We start from the raw sequence: 14,702 nt of genomic DNA on the forward strand, positions 1-14,702 counted from the left end.
AGGCAGAAACGCCCTCCTCGTGCGCGGTGGGCTGTGCCCCGTCCGGACCGTCACGCTCCCAGTGTTTCACCGTTGCCCGGGACCAGCCAGAGCGGGCCGCACAACGGGTGGACCGTCGCGCGGCTAGGGTACGCGGTACCTGCATTCCCAGAAAGCAACCGCCGCCGCCGCCGCGACATTGAGCGAATCGACGCCGGCATGCATGGGAATCCGGAGGGACAGGTCTGCGGCCGCCATAGCCTCCTCCGACAGCCCTTCACCCTCGGTGCCGAACAGCAGCGCAAGCCGTGCAAGGCCGGCCGCCCCGATCTCCTGGACCGGCCGCGAGCCGGGCCCGAGCGCCAGCGCCGCGACGGTGAACCCGGCGCCCCTGAGGGTCTCAAGCTGGGCGGGCCACTCGCTCAGGCGTGCCCATGGAACCTGGAACACGCTGCCCATGCTCACACGGATCGCCCTGCGGTACAGCGGATCCGCGCAGCGCGGGCTGATCAGGACGGCGTCGACGCCGAGGGCTGCAGCGGAGCGGAAAATTGCCCCCAGATTGGTGTGGTCAACCACGTCCTCAAGCACTGCGACCCTCCGCGCCCCGGCGAGGACCGCTTCGACCGTTCTGGGGGCCGGGCGGTGCATTGCGGCAAGTGCCCCCCGGTGCAGGTGGAAACCGGTGATCTGCTCAAGCGTCGCCTCGCTGCCGAGGAAGGCGGGGACGTCCGGGAAACGGTCCAGGACGTCCCCGAGTTCGGGAAGCCACTTTTCGGTGAGGAAGAAGGAGCGCGGAACATGTCCGGCGTCAACGGCCCGGCGGAGCACCTTCGAACTCTCGGCAATGTAGAGGCCCTCCTCCGGCTCTCGGCGCCGGCGGAGCAGGGTGTCGGTGAGGTTGGCATAGTCGGCGGCCCGGGGATCGCCGGGGCCTTCGAGGTGGATCAGAGTCATGAACCGGCGTCCGGGGCCGGGACACGGCAAATCCTGCTGGGCATGCCGCAGTGCCTAGTTTGTGCGCGCGACCGCGCTGTAGCGGCCGTCGGCGTGGCTGAGCCTCAGGGGCAGGTCGAATGCCTCGCTGAGGTTCGCTTCGGTGAGCACGTCGCCCAGCGGCCCTGCTGCAACCACGGCGCCATCGCGCATCAGCAGCGCGTGGGTGAAGCCCGGCGGCACCTCTTCGAGGTGGTGGGTGACGAGGACGATGGCGGGCGAGTCCTCGTCCTGTGCCAGCTCCGTGAGCCGCTGGATGAGGTCTTCGCGTCCGGCGAGGTCGAGGCCCGCGGCGGGCTCGTCGAGCAGCAGCAGTTCGGGGTCGGTCATCAGTGCCCTGGCGATCTGCACCCGCTTGCGCTCCCCCTCGCTGAGTGAAGCGAACGGACGGTTGATGAACGTCGACATCCCCCAGGCGTGAAGGAGCTGGAACGCCCGGCGCTCGTCAAGCCTCTCGTACTGCTCGCGCCAGCGTCCGGTCACACCGTAGGAGGCCGTGACAACGACGTTCAGCACGGTTTCGTGCTCGGGAATCTGGGTGGCAAGTGCCGCGGAAGCGAGGCCGATCCGGGGGCGCAGTTCGAACACGTCCACCGCGCCGAGAACCTCGTCGAGGATTCCGGCAACGCCCGTGGTCGGATGCAGGCGCGCCCCGGCGATCTGCAGGAGGGTTGTTTTCCCGGCGCCGTTAGGCCCCATGATCACCCAGCGTTCGCCTTCCTTGACCTGCCAATCGACGCTGTCCAACAGCGTCTTGCCTCCTCGGATGAGGCTCACCCCGGCCAATTCAAGAACGTCACTCATAGCACTAGACACTAGGCTAATACCCGGGCAGTTGGCGAAATCCGCACCGCCGCCCGGCCCCGCCCGAAGGGCCCGCCCGCGTCGGACGGGCACCCCTGCATCCCCTGGAGGTTCAATGACCGCGCCGTTCCGAGTCGTCAGCTACGGTTCCGGTGATTCCGAAGCCGCCTTCGACGCTGTCAAGGAGGCCGTCCGGTCCGCCGGAGGGCGCATCTCAGCGGTCGACGACGCCGGCGATTCCCGGTACCGGGTTCAGGCGCTGACGGTTGAGCATTCGGGCCCGGTCGGGGACCTGCGTGCCGCACTGCCCGGAGCGGGCAGCGCCGCAGCCGGCGCTCCGGCGCGACCCGTGGGAACCGCCGTTGTGCCGGCTGCGGTATTCGGTCCGGGCACCAAGCTCCTCGTGCTCGATGTCGATTCGACCCTGATCAAGCAGGAGGTCATCGAACTGCTCGCCGCATTCGCCGGCCGCGAGGCCGAGGTGGCCGCCGTCACCGAGGCCGCGATGCGGGGTGAGCTCGACTTCGCCCAGAGCCTCCACGCACGCGTCGCCGCCCTCGCGGGGCTGCCCGAGGCGGTCATCGACAAGGTCGGCGCCCAGATCGAGTTGAGCGAGGGTGCCGCCGTGATGGCGGAGGCTTTCCTTGGAGCAGGTCATCGAGTGGCGGTGGTTTCCGGCGGGTTCAGCCAGCTCCTCGACCCGCTGGCGGCTCGCCTGCGGCTGACGCACGCGAAGGCCAACCTGTTGGAGATCCGCGACGGGATCCTCACCGGCCGGGTGTCGGGCCCGGTTGTCGACCGGGCGGAGAAGGAGCGATGCCTGCGCCGCTGGGCGGAGGAGGCAGGCATACCGCTCGAGCGGACCATCGCTGTCGGCGACGGCGCGAACGACCTGGACATGCTCGGAGCCGCCGGCCTGGGAGTGGCCTTCAACGCAAAGCCCGCCGTCAGGGCCGCCGCGGATGCCGCCATCGACCTGCCGTATCTCGACGTCGTTCGGCATTTCGCCGGAATCTGATCCCGACCGGGCGCGGGATACTCCCCTTACGGGCCCCGCACGAGCCTCCGCGGGCGGGTCCGGCCTGGCGGCGACAGTGTCGGTGCCCGTCAGTACACTGGAACGCATGACCGGGCAGGAACCGGCCCACTCCAGGGCCGCTGCGGATCCCCACGCTGGCGCAGGCCCCTCCGAGGACGCGACCACCGCCTCCACGCCGATCGAGGACGGCGGGGCATCGGGCCCGGCCGACAGCGACGCCATCGACACGTCCCTGCGCAGTCCGGCAGAGCGGTCCCGCACCTTCACCGGCATCCTCGTGAACACCGGCCTTGCCAACATCACCACCAGTTATCTGTGGTTCGCCCTGACGTTCTGGGTGTATCTGCAGACGCGCAACGTCATCGCCACAGGGGTGGTCGGTGGCGCGTACATGCTGTTGATCGCACTCTCCAGCATCAGCTTCGGCACCTACGTTGACCGCTACCGCAAGCTGTCCGTGATGCGCTTCGCCGCCGCCTTCACCCTTGGAATGTTCCTGCTCTCCGGGGTCATGTTCGTGCTGACACCGACGGCCTCGCTGCTGGACCTGACCCGGCCGTGGTTCTGGATCTTCACCCTGATCATCCTGATCGGCGCTGTGGTGGAGAACATGCGCAACATCGCGCTCTCCACCACGGTCACCATCCTCATCGAGCCGGAGCGTCGGGCCAACGCCAACGGGCTGGTCGGCATGGTTCAGGGACTGATGTTCATCGTCACCTCGGTGCTCTCCGGGCTGTCGGTCGGGCTGTTGGGCATGGGCTGGACGATCGTCCTCGCCATCGTGCTCACGGCACTGGCCTTCGCTCACCTGCTCACGCTGCGCATGCCCGAGGAGGTGCGCGCGGCCGTCACCGACGCGCACGGCGGATTCGACCTGCGCGGCTCACTCGCCGCCGTGCTGGCCGTCACGGGGCTGTTCGCGCTCATCCTGTTCTCCACGTTCAACAACTTCGTCGGCGGGGTCTACCTGGCGTTGATGGATCCCTACGGGCTGGAGCTGTTCCCCGTTGAGCTCTGGGGAACATACTTCGCGGTCGGCGCCACCGGGTTCATCGTGGGCGGCGCGCTGATCGGCAAGTTCGGACTCGGATCAAACCCGCTGCGCACGATGCTCTTCGCCGTGATCCTGATGGGCATCCTCGGTGCGGTGTTCACGCTGCGGGAGTGGGCGTGGCTTTACATCGCCGGGATCTGGCTCTACCTCGTTCTTGTGCCCTTTGTTGAAGCCGCCGAGCAGACGGTCATCCAGCGGGTTGTGCCCCTGAACCGGCAGGGCCGGGTGTTTGGATTCGCCATGGCGTTCGAGTCCGCGGCCGCGCCGGTCACGGCGTTCCTCATCGCGCCGATCGCCCAGTTCTGGATCATCCCATACGCACGGTCCGAGGAGGGCGCCGCCCGGCTGGCCCCGCTGCTGGGCGAGGGCACCTCGCGCGGCATTGCCCTGGTGTTCCTCGTGGCCGGGATCATCCTGATTCTTGCCGCACTGCTGGCCTTCCTGACCCCGGTCTACCGCCGTATCTCGGCGTCGTATGCGCAGACCGCGGCCGAGGCGTCCGAAGCCGAAACCGCGGCATCCGACACCCGCTGATCGGAGGGACTGCGGCCCGCCGCTCGCGGCCTGTGATCCACGGAAACGCGACAGGCCCGCTCCCGGTACTCCGGGAGCGGGCCTGTCGGGTGAGGTGCGGCGGAAGCGGTCAGTCCTGTGACACGAAGCCGCGGGCTCCCCCGACCAGTTCGGTGTGGCCGGTCGGCACGTCGGCGGTGACCATCTTCACGATTTCCGCTGCGAACTCCGCAACCGAGTAGAGCTTGCCGGCCTCGCTGCGCCGGGCCTCGATCGCGCCGGGAGCTGCCCGGTCGAGCAGGGTGGCCGTCACGGTTCCTTCGATCATGTCGCCGGAGACGACGACGAGGCGAATGCCCCTGTCCTCAAGCATCGGAATGAGCTCCCGCAGGGCGTCCTCGCCGGCGCGCTTGCTGCGGGCGACGGGCTCGTAGGCGTCCATGGTGGGCACCGTGTCGATGAAGTGCGCCTGGTGGCTCGTCACGAAGACAACGCGGGAACCGGCGGGCATGACTTCGGCGGCGGCCTTGAGCATGTTGACCTGGGCGTCGCGGTTCAGTTTCCGCGCGTAGTCTTCGCCGACCCCGCGCTCCATGCCGCCCGAAGCGTTGAGGACCAGCAGGCCGAGCCCGCCGAAGTCGCTCACCGCCGCGTCGACGAGGGCCTGAGGGCCTTCTGGGGTTGTCAGGTCCGCGCCGACGGCGACCGCCCGGCCGCCCGCGGCCTCGATGCCTGCAACCACCTTGTTCGCCCGGGGTGCCTTCTGCCGGTAGTTCACCACGACCGATGCGCCTTCCGCGGCCAGCAGTTGGGCCACATCGGCCCCGATGCCCCGTGATGACCCGGTGACGATTGCTCCAATGCCGTCCAAAGCACCCATAAATACTCCTTCTTCGCGCGGGTGATTCCCGCGTATCGTGTCTTCGCGTGATCGCTGCGGCGGCAGCGGGTGCTGCAGCCGAATGCTGGTTCGGGGACTAGTGACCCATGCCGAGGCCGCCGTCGACCGGGATGACGGCGCCGGAGATGTAGCCGGCCTCCTCGCTGGCGATCCACCGGACAACCTTCGCCACCTCGTCCGGGGAGGCAAAGCGGCCGGCGGGAATCGTGGCGAGGTAGCTCTTGCGCGTTTCATCGGATAGTTCCGCGGTCATGTCGGTATCGATGAAGCCCGGCGCGATGACATTGGCCGTGATCCCCCGCGAGCCGAGCTCCCGGGTCAGGGAGCGGGCGATGCCGATCAGCCCCGACTTCGACGCGGAGTAGTTGATCTGCCCCGGCGCACCGTACAGGCCCGTGACCGAGGAAATCAGCACCACACGGCCGCGGCGGAGCCGGATCATGCCCTTTGACGCCCGTTTGACGACACGGAAGGCCCCGCTGAGGTTCGTGTCGATGACATCGGTGAAGTCGGTCTCGCTCATCCGCAGGAGCAGGGTGTCGCGGGTGATGCCTGCGTTGGCGACAAGCACCTCAACAGGGCCGTGCGCCGCCTCGACCTCCTTGAACGCCGCATCGATCTGCTCCTCGCTCGTCACATCCGCCTTGACCCCCAGCAGCCCCTCGGGCACGTCGCCGCTGCGGTAGGTGATCGCCACCTTGTCCCCGTTGGCAAGGAACGCCTTTGCGATCGCAAGCCCGATTCCCCGGTTGCCGCCCGTGACCAGGACGCTGCGCGCGGGCCTGCCTTCATCGCCGAGATTTGTTGCCTGCACAGGGATCCTTTGCTTTCGGGTACGCGTTGTTATTAAACGAACTATGTCAAAGTGTCCCGTCGATCCTAGCCGCGAGGTGGCCAACTTTAACAACGGACGCTCGGGTGAGACAATGGATTGGGCCCTTTTTGGAGTGTGATGAGTAAGCAGACAAGGCAGCGAAGGCGCGACACCGACGTCCACAGCATTTCCGACGCCCGCGAATCCCACACAGACGAGATGCGGTCGCGGATGATCAAGTACTCAATCTCCATGGGGGTCAGGCTTGTCTGCCTTATCCTCGTCTTCTTCGTTGAGGGCTGGATGATGTGGGTCGTGATCGCCGGCGCCGTCGTCCTTCCCTATTTCGCAGTGATCCTCGCCAATGGCGGCAGCGACGTAAGCAACATCCAGCACAGCGACGCCCTTGTCGACCACGTCCCCCTGCGCGAAATCGAGCAGTCGGCTCCCGCTGCGGAGCCTGAACCCTCCGACGAAATCCTGGCCGGTGAGCTGGTTGAGGACGACGACCCAGACCAGCCGGAGCAGCAGAGGGGCGACGGTTTCCCCTTCGACGGCCGCTCCACGGGGTCGGCAGCGTGAGAGGCCCGGGCTTCAGCATTTTCGACCACCTCCCCGGCAGCCAGAACCAAGACGGACAAGACCCAAACCGGCAGAACCAGGACCGGGCCGCAGGCCGCGGGGCTGGCGGAACGGCCGACGCCGTGTGCTCGCGGAAGGGCTGCAGGGAAGCAGCCCAGTGGCAGCTGTTGTGGAACAACCCCAAGATCCACACCCCCGAGCGGCGGAAGGTCTGGGCTGCCTGCAGCGCCCACGTCGCGTGGCTTGAGGACTACCTCAAGCTCAGGGGACTCCATAAGGAGACGGTGGCGCTGGCACCGGAGCGGACGGAAACGCCGGCACCGGGCGGAGCGGCATAGATGAAGCGGTACAGATTCCTGGTTTCCCCGCGCTGGCTCGGCTGGTTCGCCCTCGTCCTCGTGCTTGCCGCGGCCTGCGGTGCGCTGGGCAAGTGGCAGCTCGACCGCAGGGACAGGGTGGTGGCGACCATCGAGCGCATCGAGTCCAACTTCGAGCGCAGCCCGGCAGACTACGCCGCCGGTGCGAACGACTTCGCAACGTTCACCCCCGACCGGGAATGGACTCCCGTCCGGTTCACGGGTGTCTACGAGACGGCTGATCAGCTGATCGTGCGCAACCGCCCCTTCAACGGCCAGCCCGGCTACGAGGTGCTGACGCCGCTGCGGCTCGACGACGGTACCGCGGTGATCATTGACCGCGGCTGGCTGCCGATCGGCAATGACCGCGCGGGCCGGCCCGACACCGTTCCCGCCCCACCGTCCGGGCGGGTGGAGGTTGTTGCACGGGTGCGCCCTGCGGAACCGGCGGTCGACCGCGGGGCTCCGGAGGGACAGACGGCATCGATCGACCTCAACGGGTACGCCGCCCGGCTCGACTATCCGCTTCAGACCGGCGCGTACGGACAGTTGGACCAGGAAACACCGGCCCCCGCGCAGTCACCGCTGGCTTTCCCGAAACCTTCGATCGATGAGGGCCCGCACCTTTCCTATTCCCTGCAGTGGTTCGCCTTCGGGGTGCTGCTGTTCGTCGGCTTCGGATACGCGGCCCGGCAGCAGGCGGTCGTCGACGCCGACGAGTCCGAGGCCGCCGAGGGCCCCGCCAGCGGTACTCCCCCGGAAGGCCCGCAGCGGACGCGCGCGCCCAGGCAGCGAAGGCCAACGGCGGAGGAAGAGGAAGACGCACTCCTTGACGCCCAGGGCCTGCAGTGACCCGTCCTGTCCCGCCCGAAGGCGGGACAGGACCCACGCGGTCAGGCCAGCGTCACCAAATCCAGGTAGTCCTCGTTCCAGAGATCCTCGACGCCGTCGGGCAGGAGCACGACCCGCTCGGGCTTGAGCGCCTCGACGGCACCCTCATCGTGGCTGACCATGACGACCGCCCCGGTGTAGTTCGCCAGGGCGCCGAGGATTTCGGCACGGCTGGCCGGGTCGAGGTTGTTCGTCGGTTCGTCGAGCAGCAGCACGTTCGCCGACGACGCGACGATCGTCGCAAGCGCGAGGCGGGTCTTCTCTCCACCGGAGAGCACTCCTGCAGGCTTTTCGACGTCGTCGCCTGAGAACAGGAACGACCCGAGGATGCCGCGCACCTCGGCGTCCTTCATGTCGGGGGCGGCGCTCTTCATGTTTTCAAGGACGGTGCGCTCGGTGTCGAGGGTCTCGTGCTCCTGGGCGTAGTAGCCCACCTTGAGGCCGTGGCCCGGGATGACGCGTCCGGTGTCCGGGGTGTCAACCCCGGCGAGCATCCGCAGCAGCGTGGTCTTCCCGGCGCCGTTGAGGCCGAGGATGACCACCTTCGAACCGCGGTCGATCGCGAGGTCGACATCGGTGAAGATTTCGAGGGAACCGAACGACTTGCTCAGCCCCTCGGCCGTCATCGGTGTCTTGCCCGAAGGGGCCGGATCGGGGAAACGCAGGGCGGCGACGCGGTCGCTCGCGCGGACGGCGTCGAGGCCGCCCAGCAGGCGTTCGGCGCGCTTGGCCATGTTCTGGGCTGCGACCGCCTTCGTGGCCTTCGCCCGCATCTTGTTGGCCTGGTCCATGAGGACCTGCGCCTTCTTCTCGGCGTTGGCCCGCTCGCGCTTCCGCGCCCGCTCGTCGGTCTCGCGCTGCTGCAGATACCGCTTCCAGCCCATGTTGTAGATGTCGATGGTCGCGCGGTTGGCGTCGAGGTGGAAGACCTTATTGACCGTCGCCTCAAGGAGGTCGACGTCGTGGCTGATCACGATCAGGCCGCCCTGGTGGTTGCGCAGGAATTCGCGGAGCCAGGTGATCGAATCGGCGTCGAGGTGGTTGGTCGGTTCGTCAAGGAGCATCGTCTCCGCCCCGGAATACAGGATGCGGGCGAGCTCCACGCGGCGGCGCTGGCCGCCGGAGAGGGTGCGCAGCGGCTGGTTCAGGATGCGCTCCGGCAGGGCGAGGTTCGAGGAAATGGCCGCGGCTTCGGCCTCGGCGGCATACCCGCCGCCGGCAAGGAATTCCGCCTCGATGCGGTCATAGCGGTTCATCGCCTTGGCGCGCACGGCGGTGTCCTCGCTGGCCATGTCCTCCTGCGCCTGGCGGAGGTTGCGGACGACAGTGTCAAGGTTGCGCGCGGACAGGATGCGGTCGCGTGCGAGCTGGTCCATGTTCGGCGTGCGGGGGTCCTGCGGGAGGTAGCCGATCTCCCCGTTCCTGCTGACGCTGCCACCGGCCGGGAGGGACTCCCCCGCCAGCACCCGCGTCATCGTGGTCTTGCCGGCGCCGTTGCGACCCACAAGGCCGATCTTGTCCCCACGGTCAATGCGGAAAGACACCGACTCCATCAGCAGCCGGGCTCCTGCACGCAGCTCCAAGTTCGATACGGTAATCAATGCCGTGGCCTTTCCTTGCCCTGCGCATGCACAGGGCGTTCTTTTGTGAGAACCCTACAAAGGTTTCTATGGTGTCCGGCGCTATTGTCGGATGAGGGCGGCACCGAGTTGTCGATGGGCTCCAAATCCGGCCCGTTTCCGGGCGCGGCCTGTGTCGGACACTTCCAGGAAGAGAACAATGAATCGATCGAACCGAAAGTTCCCACGCCCGGTCGGAGAGCCCCGCCGGCGCGTCCGGGAGCGGTGGACTTCCACCGACCTGTCGCTGATTGCGGTCTTCGCCGCGCTCATTGCCGCCCTTGCCATCGTACCCGGAATCCCGGTAGGCGCGCTCGGGGTGCCCATCACCCTGCAGACGCTCGGCGTGATGCTCGCAGGGATCGTCCTGGGACCCGGCAGGGGCGGAGCCGCCGTCGGGCTGTACCTCCTTGCGGGTCTGGCCGGCCTTCCGGTGTTCAGCGGCTTCCGCAGCGGCCTGGGCGTCCTCGCCGGACCGTCCGCCGGCTACCTCATCGCCTTCCCCCTCGCAGCGATGCTCGCAGGCTTCCTGGCCGTCGTGCTCCTCAGGAGGGTCCGACGGTTCCGTGTCGGTGCACTCTTCCTTGCCTGCTTCGCCTCGAGCCTGCTGCTCATCCACCCGCTCGGAATCGCCGGACTGGTGATCAACGGCGGACTGCAGGTCCGCGACGCCATCGTGCTCGACGCCGCCTTCCTGCCGGGAGACGTGATCAAGAACATCCTCGCGGCAGGCATCGCGCTGGCCGTGCACCGCGCGTTCCCGGCACTGCTCCGCCGGGACCCCCTTGGAAGCCGCGTCGGTGAGCCCGCCGGAGGAACACCTCAGTCTCCATGATCGTCTTCACCGAGGCATCAGTCGCCTCGCCTGCCGACGAGGACGGCGGCAGCCGGACCATTCTCCATCCGCTCTCCCTCGAGCTGCGCGAGCGCCGCATTTCCGTCATCGGCGCCAACGGATCCGGCAAGTCCACCCTGCTGAAGCTGATCAACGGCCTCGCCGTGCCCACCTCCGGGCGGGTAACCGTCGGCGGCCTCGACACGGTGCGGCGGGGCCGCGAGGTGCGCCGGAATGTCGGATTCGTCTTCACCGATCCGCTGTCGCAGCTGGTGATGCCCACCGGGCGTGAGGACGTGGAGCTCTCCCTGCGCAGCCGGATCCGCAGGCCAGACGAACGCCGGGCCGCGGGAATGCGGGTCCTTGAGGCGTACGGCATCGGCCATCTCGCCGACCGGTCGATCTACGACCTCTCCGGCGGTGAACGCCAGCTGCTGGCCATCGCCGTTGTGGCCGCAGTGGATCCCGGGATCCTGATCGCCGACGAGCCCACGACCCTGCTCGACCTCCGCAACGAGCACCTCATCCGGTCGGTGATCAGCGGGCTCCCGCAGCAGGTGATCTTCACAACGCACAACCTGGCCTTCGCCCAGGACAGCGAACGTACCCTGGTGCTCGACGACGGGCATGTTGTTTTCGACGGAGCGCCCGGCGCCGCCGTACGGTTCTACCGGGAGCTGTGCGTCCCGTGAGGGGTCATGGTCAGCTCCTGGGGATGTACGTTCCCGGCAGCTCCCTGCTCCACCGGACCCCGCTGTGGATTAAGGCCCTGCTCTGCGTGGGACTCAGCACGGCCGTCCTCGTCGCCCGTCAGCCGGTGTGGACGGCGGCGGGACTGGCCCTGATGCTGATCCTGCTGACCATCGGCGCCCGTCTTTCACTCCGGCGGGTGGTGGGGGTGGTGCTGCCGCTGCTGCCGGTGCTCGGCCTCCTCGCCGTCTACTCGTGGTTCAGCCGGGGACCCGAGGCGGCTTTCGTGGTGCCGGGGAGCATCGCCGTGTGCGTCCTCGCCGCCCGGCTCCTCACTGTCACGACGCCCGGCCAGGAACTCCTCGACGGGCTTGTGTACCTTGTCCGGCCGCTGCGGCGCGTCGGCGCCGACCCCGAGCGGTTCGCCCTCGCCCTGTCGATCATGGTGCGGAGCATCCCCTACCTTGTGGGCTCGCTGTCGGACCTCCGTGATGCAGCCAAGGCCCGGGGCCTGCAGCGCAGCCCGCGTGCCGTGGTCATCCCCGTTGTCGTCAATGCCGTCGCCTACGCCCAGGCGACCGGGCAGGCACTGGCCGCGCGCGGGCTCGGCGAGCACCAGGAGGCGGACCGGGAGCCTCAGCAGGACCCCTGACGCTCGAACCAACACTCCACGACGCACGGAAGGGGCGGCTCCGTTCGAGCCGCCCCTTCCTTTTCTGCCTGCGCCCAGGTGGGGCGCCGCAGATACTGACAGTCCTAGATGTTGAACCCGAGGGCGCGCATCTGGTCGCGGCCGTCTTCGGTGATCTTCTCGGGACCCCACGGCGGCATCCATACCCAGTTCAACCGCCACTCGTCGACCACGCCGTCGAGGGCCTGGCCCACCTGCTCCTCGAGCACGTCGGTGAGCGGGCACGCGGCGGTGGTGAGCGTCAGGTCGATCAGCAGTGCGCCGTCGTCAGCATACTTGAGCCCGTACAGCAGCCCCAGGTCCACGACGTTAACCCCGAGCTCGGGGTCGATCACGTCCTTCAGCGCCTCTTCGACATCCTCAAGCGAGGTCGATGCTGCTTCTACTTCACTCATCGTTTTTCCTTTCCCGGTCGGGGAATTCGGTTCTACGCTTCGACCGCGGGGCTGGCCGCGGCGAACCGGTCGTAACCCTCTTCTTCGAGACGGTCCGCGAGCTCCGGGCCGCCCTGCTCGGCGATCCGGCCGTCAACGAACACGTGGACGAAGTCTGGCTTGATGTAGCGGAGGATGCGGGTGTAGTGCGTGATCAGCAGCGTTCCCATTTCGCCCTTGGCGTGCTCGCGGTTGACGCCCTCGGAGACGACCTTCAGGGCGTCGACGTCGAGGCCGGAGTCGGTCTCGTCGAGGATGGCGAACCGGGGGTGGAACAGCTCGAGCTGGAGGATCTCCACGCGCTTCTTCTCGCCGCCCGAGAAGCCCTCGTTGACGTTGCGCTGGGCGAAATCGGCATCGATGCGCAGCTGGCTCATTGCCTCCTTGACGTCCTTGGTCCAGTGGCGGAGGCTCGGGGCCTTGCCGTCGAGCGCCGTCTTGGCGGTGCGGAGGAAGTTGGTCATGGTGACCCCGGGAACCTCGACGGGGTACTGCATGGCCAGGAAGAGTCCGGCCCGTGCGCGCTCGTCGACGCTCATGGAGAGCACGTCTTCGCCGTCGAGGGTGATCGAGCCGCTGTCGACGGTGTAGCGGGGGTGCCCGGCGATGGTGGATGCCAGCGTTGACTTCCCGGAGCCGTTGGGGCCCATGATGGCGTGGGTTTCCCCGGTCTTGATGGTCAGGCTGACGCCTTTGAGGATCTGCTTGGTTCCCTGATCCGTCACGATGCTGACGTTTAGGTCCTTGATTTCAAGGGTGGACATCTGTATTCCGTTCTCCTTTGCCCCGGGTGCAGGGCGTCGTCTAAGTGTGCTGGTGCTGCGGCGGTCAGCCGAGCTGGGGGGCGGGCGCTCCGTTGGTGACAGTGGTGATGTCCACGTACACGTCGCCGTCGTGGATTTCCAGGGCGAACACCGGGACCGGTTCGTAGGCGGGAAGCTGCAGGGGTGCCCCGTTGCGCAGGTCGAACTGCGAGCCGTGGCCCCAGCACTCGATGGCGCAGCCTTCGACGTCGCCCTCGGAGAGGGAGATGTCGGCGTGGGAGCAGGTGTCGCCGAGAGCGTGGATGTCGCCCTCGGAGTCCCGCACGATCGCCACCGGGTAGTCATCGATCAGCACGCGCAGGGCCTGCTTCACTTCGATGTCGTCGACGCTGCAGATCAGCTCGCCGCGCGGCGTTGCTTCAGCACTCACAGGTTGCCTGCCGCGAGCTCGTTCTCAAGGGCAAGGGAGAGCCGCTCTTCGAGGGCCGGCACCTTGATCTGCTGGATGACCTCGATGAGGAAGCCGCGCACAACGAGGCGGCGGGCCTCCTTCTCGGGGATGCCGCGGGCCATGAGGTAGAACAGGTGCTCGTCGTCGAACCGGCCGGTGGCGCTGGCATGGCCGGCACCCTCGATCAGGCCGGTCTCGATCTCCAGGTTCGGCACGGAGTCGGAGCGCGCACCGTCGGTGAGCAGCAGGTTCCGGTTCACCTCGTAGGTGTCGGTTCCCTCTGCCTCCTTGCGGATCAGCACGTCGCCGACCCACACGGTGTGCGCACCGGCGCCCTGGAGGGCGCCCTTGTAGGTGACCCGCGACTTGCAGTTCGGCACGGCGTGGTCGACAAGGAGGCGCTGCTCGAGGTGCTGGCCGGCGTCGGCGAAGTAGACACCGTACATCTCGACCTCCGACCCGGGCGCGGTGAACACCGACGAGGGGGTGAGGCGTACGAGGTCACCGCCAAGGGAGACAACCACGTGCTTGAAGCGCGCGTCGCGGCCGATCCGGGCCTGCTGGGAGGAGACGTGGACGGCGTCGTCGTCCCACTCCTGGACGCTCACAACGGTGAGTTCGGCGCCGTCTCCGACGACGATCTCGACGTTCTGGGCGAGTGTCGCGTCTCCCGAGTGGTCAAGGACGACCACGGCGCGGGAGAACCGCTCGGCGGAGATCACCAGGTGCTGGGCGGCAGGAGCGGCGTCCGTTCCCGAAATGGCCACCGTCACTTCGCTGTCAGCGGTGGTCTCGGCCGGGATCGTGATCACCGTTGCGGTGGGGACCGCGGCCCACGCCGCGGCAGAGACCCGGTCCTCGGGGATGCCCGCCGACCCAACGCGGGCATCAGAGCGGTCGACGGTCTCGACCCGCACGTTCGACGCACCGGAAACCTTGAGCACCGGCTCGGCGCCGGTCAGTGGCTTGGTGTGCAGGCCGCGCAGGCGGGCAAGCGGGGTGAACCGCCAGTCCTCCTCGCGCCCGGTGAGGGGCGCGAAGTCCGCGAGGTTGAAGGACTTCAGCCGCTCCCCCCGTGATGCTTCCGGGACCACCGGTGCGTTGCCGTGGCTGTGCTTTTTCAGGCCGTGCTGCTCGGAGCCGGCGTTGAGCTCGGAGAGGCTTTCGCCCTCCTCGCTGAACCCGTCGATGGAGGGCGCGCCGAGGCGCGCCTTGCCATCAAGCTCTGAGACATCGGTCAGGGCGCCTTCCGGCGCTGTTTCATACACGTTTGTAGCGTCAGCCAT

General features: G+C 67.8%; 17 protein-coding genes. 8 read left to right on the plus strand and 9 right to left on the minus strand.

What is annotated here, in order from left to right; genetic code table 11:
- Positions 1 to 123 precede the first annotated feature (123 nt).
- Both AC4D2R_RS09135 and AC4D2R_RS09140 read right to left on the minus strand, forming a co-directional pair.
- The gene (locus AC4D2R_RS09135; RefSeq protein ID WP_490939501.1) at positions 124 to 936 is read right to left on the minus strand and encodes a TrmH family RNA methyltransferase; all 813 of its coding nucleotides are present in this window, start codon (positions 934 to 936) and stop codon (positions 124 to 126) included.
- A gap of 54 nt (positions 937 to 990) precedes the next feature.
- Entirely contained in the window at positions 991 to 1,779 is a 789-nt protein-coding gene (locus AC4D2R_RS09140; protein WP_490939503.1) for an ABC transporter ATP-binding protein, read from the minus strand.
- Between the two features lie 115 nt (positions 1,780 to 1,894).
- Here AC4D2R_RS09140 and serB point away from each other — a divergent pair, with 115 nt between their 5' ends.
- Together serB and AC4D2R_RS09150 are read left to right on the plus strand one after the other, a co-directional pair.
- On the plus strand, positions 1,895 to 2,797 hold the full coding sequence (gene serB, locus AC4D2R_RS09145) for a phosphoserine phosphatase SerB (protein WP_490939505.1): 903 nt from the start codon (positions 1,895 to 1,897) through the stop codon (positions 2,795 to 2,797).
- A 106-nt stretch (positions 2,798 to 2,903) separates the two neighbouring features.
- Positions 2,904 to 4,409: an MFS transporter gene (locus AC4D2R_RS09150; RefSeq protein WP_490939507.1), complete on the plus strand. Its 1,506-nt coding sequence runs from the start codon at positions 2,904 to 2,906 to the stop codon at positions 4,407 to 4,409.
- Between the two features lie 109 nt (positions 4,410 to 4,518).
- Here the strand turns inward: AC4D2R_RS09150 and AC4D2R_RS09155 are convergent, their stop codons facing one another.
- Both AC4D2R_RS09155 and AC4D2R_RS09160 read right to left on the minus strand, forming a co-directional pair.
- Entirely contained in the window at positions 4,519 to 5,268 is a 750-nt protein-coding gene (locus AC4D2R_RS09155; RefSeq protein ID WP_490939509.1) for an SDR family oxidoreductase, read from the minus strand.
- A gap of 97 nt (positions 5,269 to 5,365) precedes the next feature.
- Positions 5,366 to 6,103 (minus strand): beta-ketoacyl-ACP reductase, encoded by a 738-nt coding sequence (locus tag AC4D2R_RS09160; RefSeq protein WP_490939511.1) that lies wholly within the window; start codon positions 6,101 to 6,103, stop codon positions 5,366 to 5,368.
- 138 nt (positions 6,104 to 6,241) lie between these two features.
- Between AC4D2R_RS09160 and AC4D2R_RS09165 the strand changes: the two genes are divergently transcribed.
- Genes AC4D2R_RS09165 through AC4D2R_RS09175 form a run of 3 tightly spaced genes read left to right on the plus strand, consistent with a single transcriptional unit; the run spans position 6,242 to position 7,893 of the window.
- Positions 6,242 to 6,685, plus strand: a complete 444-nt coding sequence (locus tag AC4D2R_RS09165) for a DUF3099 domain-containing protein (RefSeq protein ID WP_490939513.1) — start codon at positions 6,242 to 6,244, stop codon at positions 6,683 to 6,685.
- Positions 6,682 to 7,023, plus strand: coding sequence for a hypothetical protein (locus AC4D2R_RS09170; RefSeq protein ID WP_490939515.1), 342 nt, complete (start codon positions 6,682 to 6,684; stop codon positions 7,021 to 7,023). The genes AC4D2R_RS09165 and AC4D2R_RS09170 overlap by 4 nt, the downstream gene beginning before the upstream one ends.
- On the plus strand, positions 7,024 to 7,893 hold the full coding sequence (locus AC4D2R_RS09175) for an SURF1 family cytochrome oxidase biogenesis protein (protein ID WP_490939517.1): 870 nt from the start codon (positions 7,024 to 7,026) through the stop codon (positions 7,891 to 7,893).
- Between the two features lie 41 nt (positions 7,894 to 7,934).
- Here AC4D2R_RS09175 and AC4D2R_RS09180 read toward each other — a convergent pair whose 3' ends face one another.
- A complete protein-coding gene (locus AC4D2R_RS09180; protein ID WP_490900324.1) occupies positions 7,935 to 9,533 on the minus strand; it encodes an ABC-F family ATP-binding cassette domain-containing protein in 1,599 nt (532 codons plus the stop codon).
- A gap of 178 nt (positions 9,534 to 9,711) precedes the next feature.
- On the opposite strand from AC4D2R_RS09180, the gene AC4D2R_RS09185 reads away from it, so the two are divergent.
- Genes AC4D2R_RS09185 through AC4D2R_RS09195 form a run of 3 tightly spaced genes read left to right on the plus strand, consistent with a single transcriptional unit; the run spans position 9,712 to position 11,728 of the window.
- Positions 9,712 to 10,386: a biotin transporter BioY gene (locus AC4D2R_RS09185; RefSeq protein ID WP_490939519.1), complete on the plus strand. Its 675-nt coding sequence runs from the start codon at positions 9,712 to 9,714 to the stop codon at positions 10,384 to 10,386.
- The gene (locus AC4D2R_RS09190; protein ID WP_490939521.1) at positions 10,383 to 11,078 is read left to right on the plus strand and encodes an energy-coupling factor ABC transporter ATP-binding protein; all 696 of its coding nucleotides are present in this window, start codon (positions 10,383 to 10,385) and stop codon (positions 11,076 to 11,078) included. The genes AC4D2R_RS09185 and AC4D2R_RS09190 overlap by 4 nt, the downstream gene beginning before the upstream one ends.
- Positions 11,079 to 11,101: 23 nt before the next feature.
- On the plus strand, positions 11,102 to 11,728 hold the full coding sequence (locus AC4D2R_RS09195; protein ID WP_490939523.1) for an energy-coupling factor transporter transmembrane component T family protein: 627 nt from the start codon (positions 11,102 to 11,104) through the stop codon (positions 11,726 to 11,728).
- A 104-nt stretch (positions 11,729 to 11,832) separates the two neighbouring features.
- Here the strand turns inward: AC4D2R_RS09195 and AC4D2R_RS09200 are convergent, their stop codons facing one another.
- From AC4D2R_RS09200 to sufD, 4 genes are all read right to left on the minus strand, one after another.
- On the minus strand, positions 11,833 to 12,162 hold the full coding sequence (locus AC4D2R_RS09200; protein WP_490900328.1) for a metal-sulfur cluster assembly factor: 330 nt from the start codon (positions 12,160 to 12,162) through the stop codon (positions 11,833 to 11,835).
- A gap of 32 nt (positions 12,163 to 12,194) precedes the next feature.
- Positions 12,195 to 12,965: a Fe-S cluster assembly ATPase SufC gene (sufC, locus tag AC4D2R_RS09205; protein WP_490900329.1), complete on the minus strand. Its 771-nt coding sequence runs from the start codon at positions 12,963 to 12,965 to the stop codon at positions 12,195 to 12,197.
- 64 nt (positions 12,966 to 13,029) lie between these two features.
- Positions 13,030 to 13,395 (minus strand): non-heme iron oxygenase ferredoxin subunit, encoded by a 366-nt coding sequence (locus AC4D2R_RS09210; protein ID WP_490900330.1) that lies wholly within the window; start codon positions 13,393 to 13,395, stop codon positions 13,030 to 13,032.
- Entirely contained in the window at positions 13,392 to 14,657 is a 1,266-nt protein-coding gene (sufD, locus tag AC4D2R_RS09215; protein ID WP_490939823.1) for a Fe-S cluster assembly protein SufD, read from the minus strand. Before sufD ends, AC4D2R_RS09210 begins: the two co-directional genes overlap by 4 nt.
- Positions 14,658 to 14,702: the final 45 nt, after the last annotated feature.

It is taken from the genome of Arthrobacter sp. TJ-217 (genome assembly GCF_058269255.1).

What these genes read in the sequence shown, in the direction of transcription:
- sufC (WP_490900329.1), bottom strand. Translation starts at nt 12,965, where the DNA reads ATGTCCACCCTTGAAATCAAGGACCTAAACGTCAGCATCGTGACGGAT.
- AC4D2R_RS09195 (WP_490939523.1), top strand. Translation starts at nt 11,102, where the DNA reads ATGTACGTTCCCGGCAGCTCCCTGCTCCACCGGACCCCGCTGTGGATT.
- AC4D2R_RS09190 (WP_490939521.1), top strand. Translation starts at nt 10,383, where the DNA reads ATGATCGTCTTCACCGAGGCATCAGTCGCCTCGCCTGCCGACGAGGAC.
- AC4D2R_RS09150 (WP_490939507.1), top strand. Translation starts at nt 2,904, where the DNA reads ATGACCGGGCAGGAACCGGCCCACTCCAGGGCCGCTGCGGATCCCCAC.
- AC4D2R_RS09185 (WP_490939519.1), top strand. Translation starts at nt 9,712, where the DNA reads ATGAATCGATCGAACCGAAAGTTCCCACGCCCGGTCGGAGAGCCCCGC.
- AC4D2R_RS09140 (WP_490939503.1), bottom strand. Translation starts at nt 1,779, where the DNA reads ATGAGTGACGTTCTTGAATTGGCCGGGGTGAGCCTCATCCGAGGAGGC.
- AC4D2R_RS09135 (WP_490939501.1), bottom strand. Translation starts at nt 936, where the DNA reads ATGACTCTGATCCACCTCGAAGGCCCCGGCGATCCCCGGGCCGCCGAC.
- AC4D2R_RS09155 (WP_490939509.1), bottom strand. Translation starts at nt 5,268, where the DNA reads ATGGGTGCTTTGGACGGCATTGGAGCAATCGTCACCGGGTCATCACGG.
- serB (WP_490939505.1), top strand. Translation starts at nt 1,895, where the DNA reads ATGACCGCGCCGTTCCGAGTCGTCAGCTACGGTTCCGGTGATTCCGAA.
- AC4D2R_RS09165 (WP_490939513.1), top strand. Translation starts at nt 6,242, where the DNA reads ATGAGTAAGCAGACAAGGCAGCGAAGGCGCGACACCGACGTCCACAGC.
- AC4D2R_RS09200 (WP_490900328.1), bottom strand. Translation starts at nt 12,162, where the DNA reads ATGAGTGAAGTAGAAGCAGCATCGACCTCGCTTGAGGATGTCGAAGAG.
- AC4D2R_RS09175 (WP_490939517.1), top strand. Translation starts at nt 7,024, where the DNA reads ATGAAGCGGTACAGATTCCTGGTTTCCCCGCGCTGGCTCGGCTGGTTC.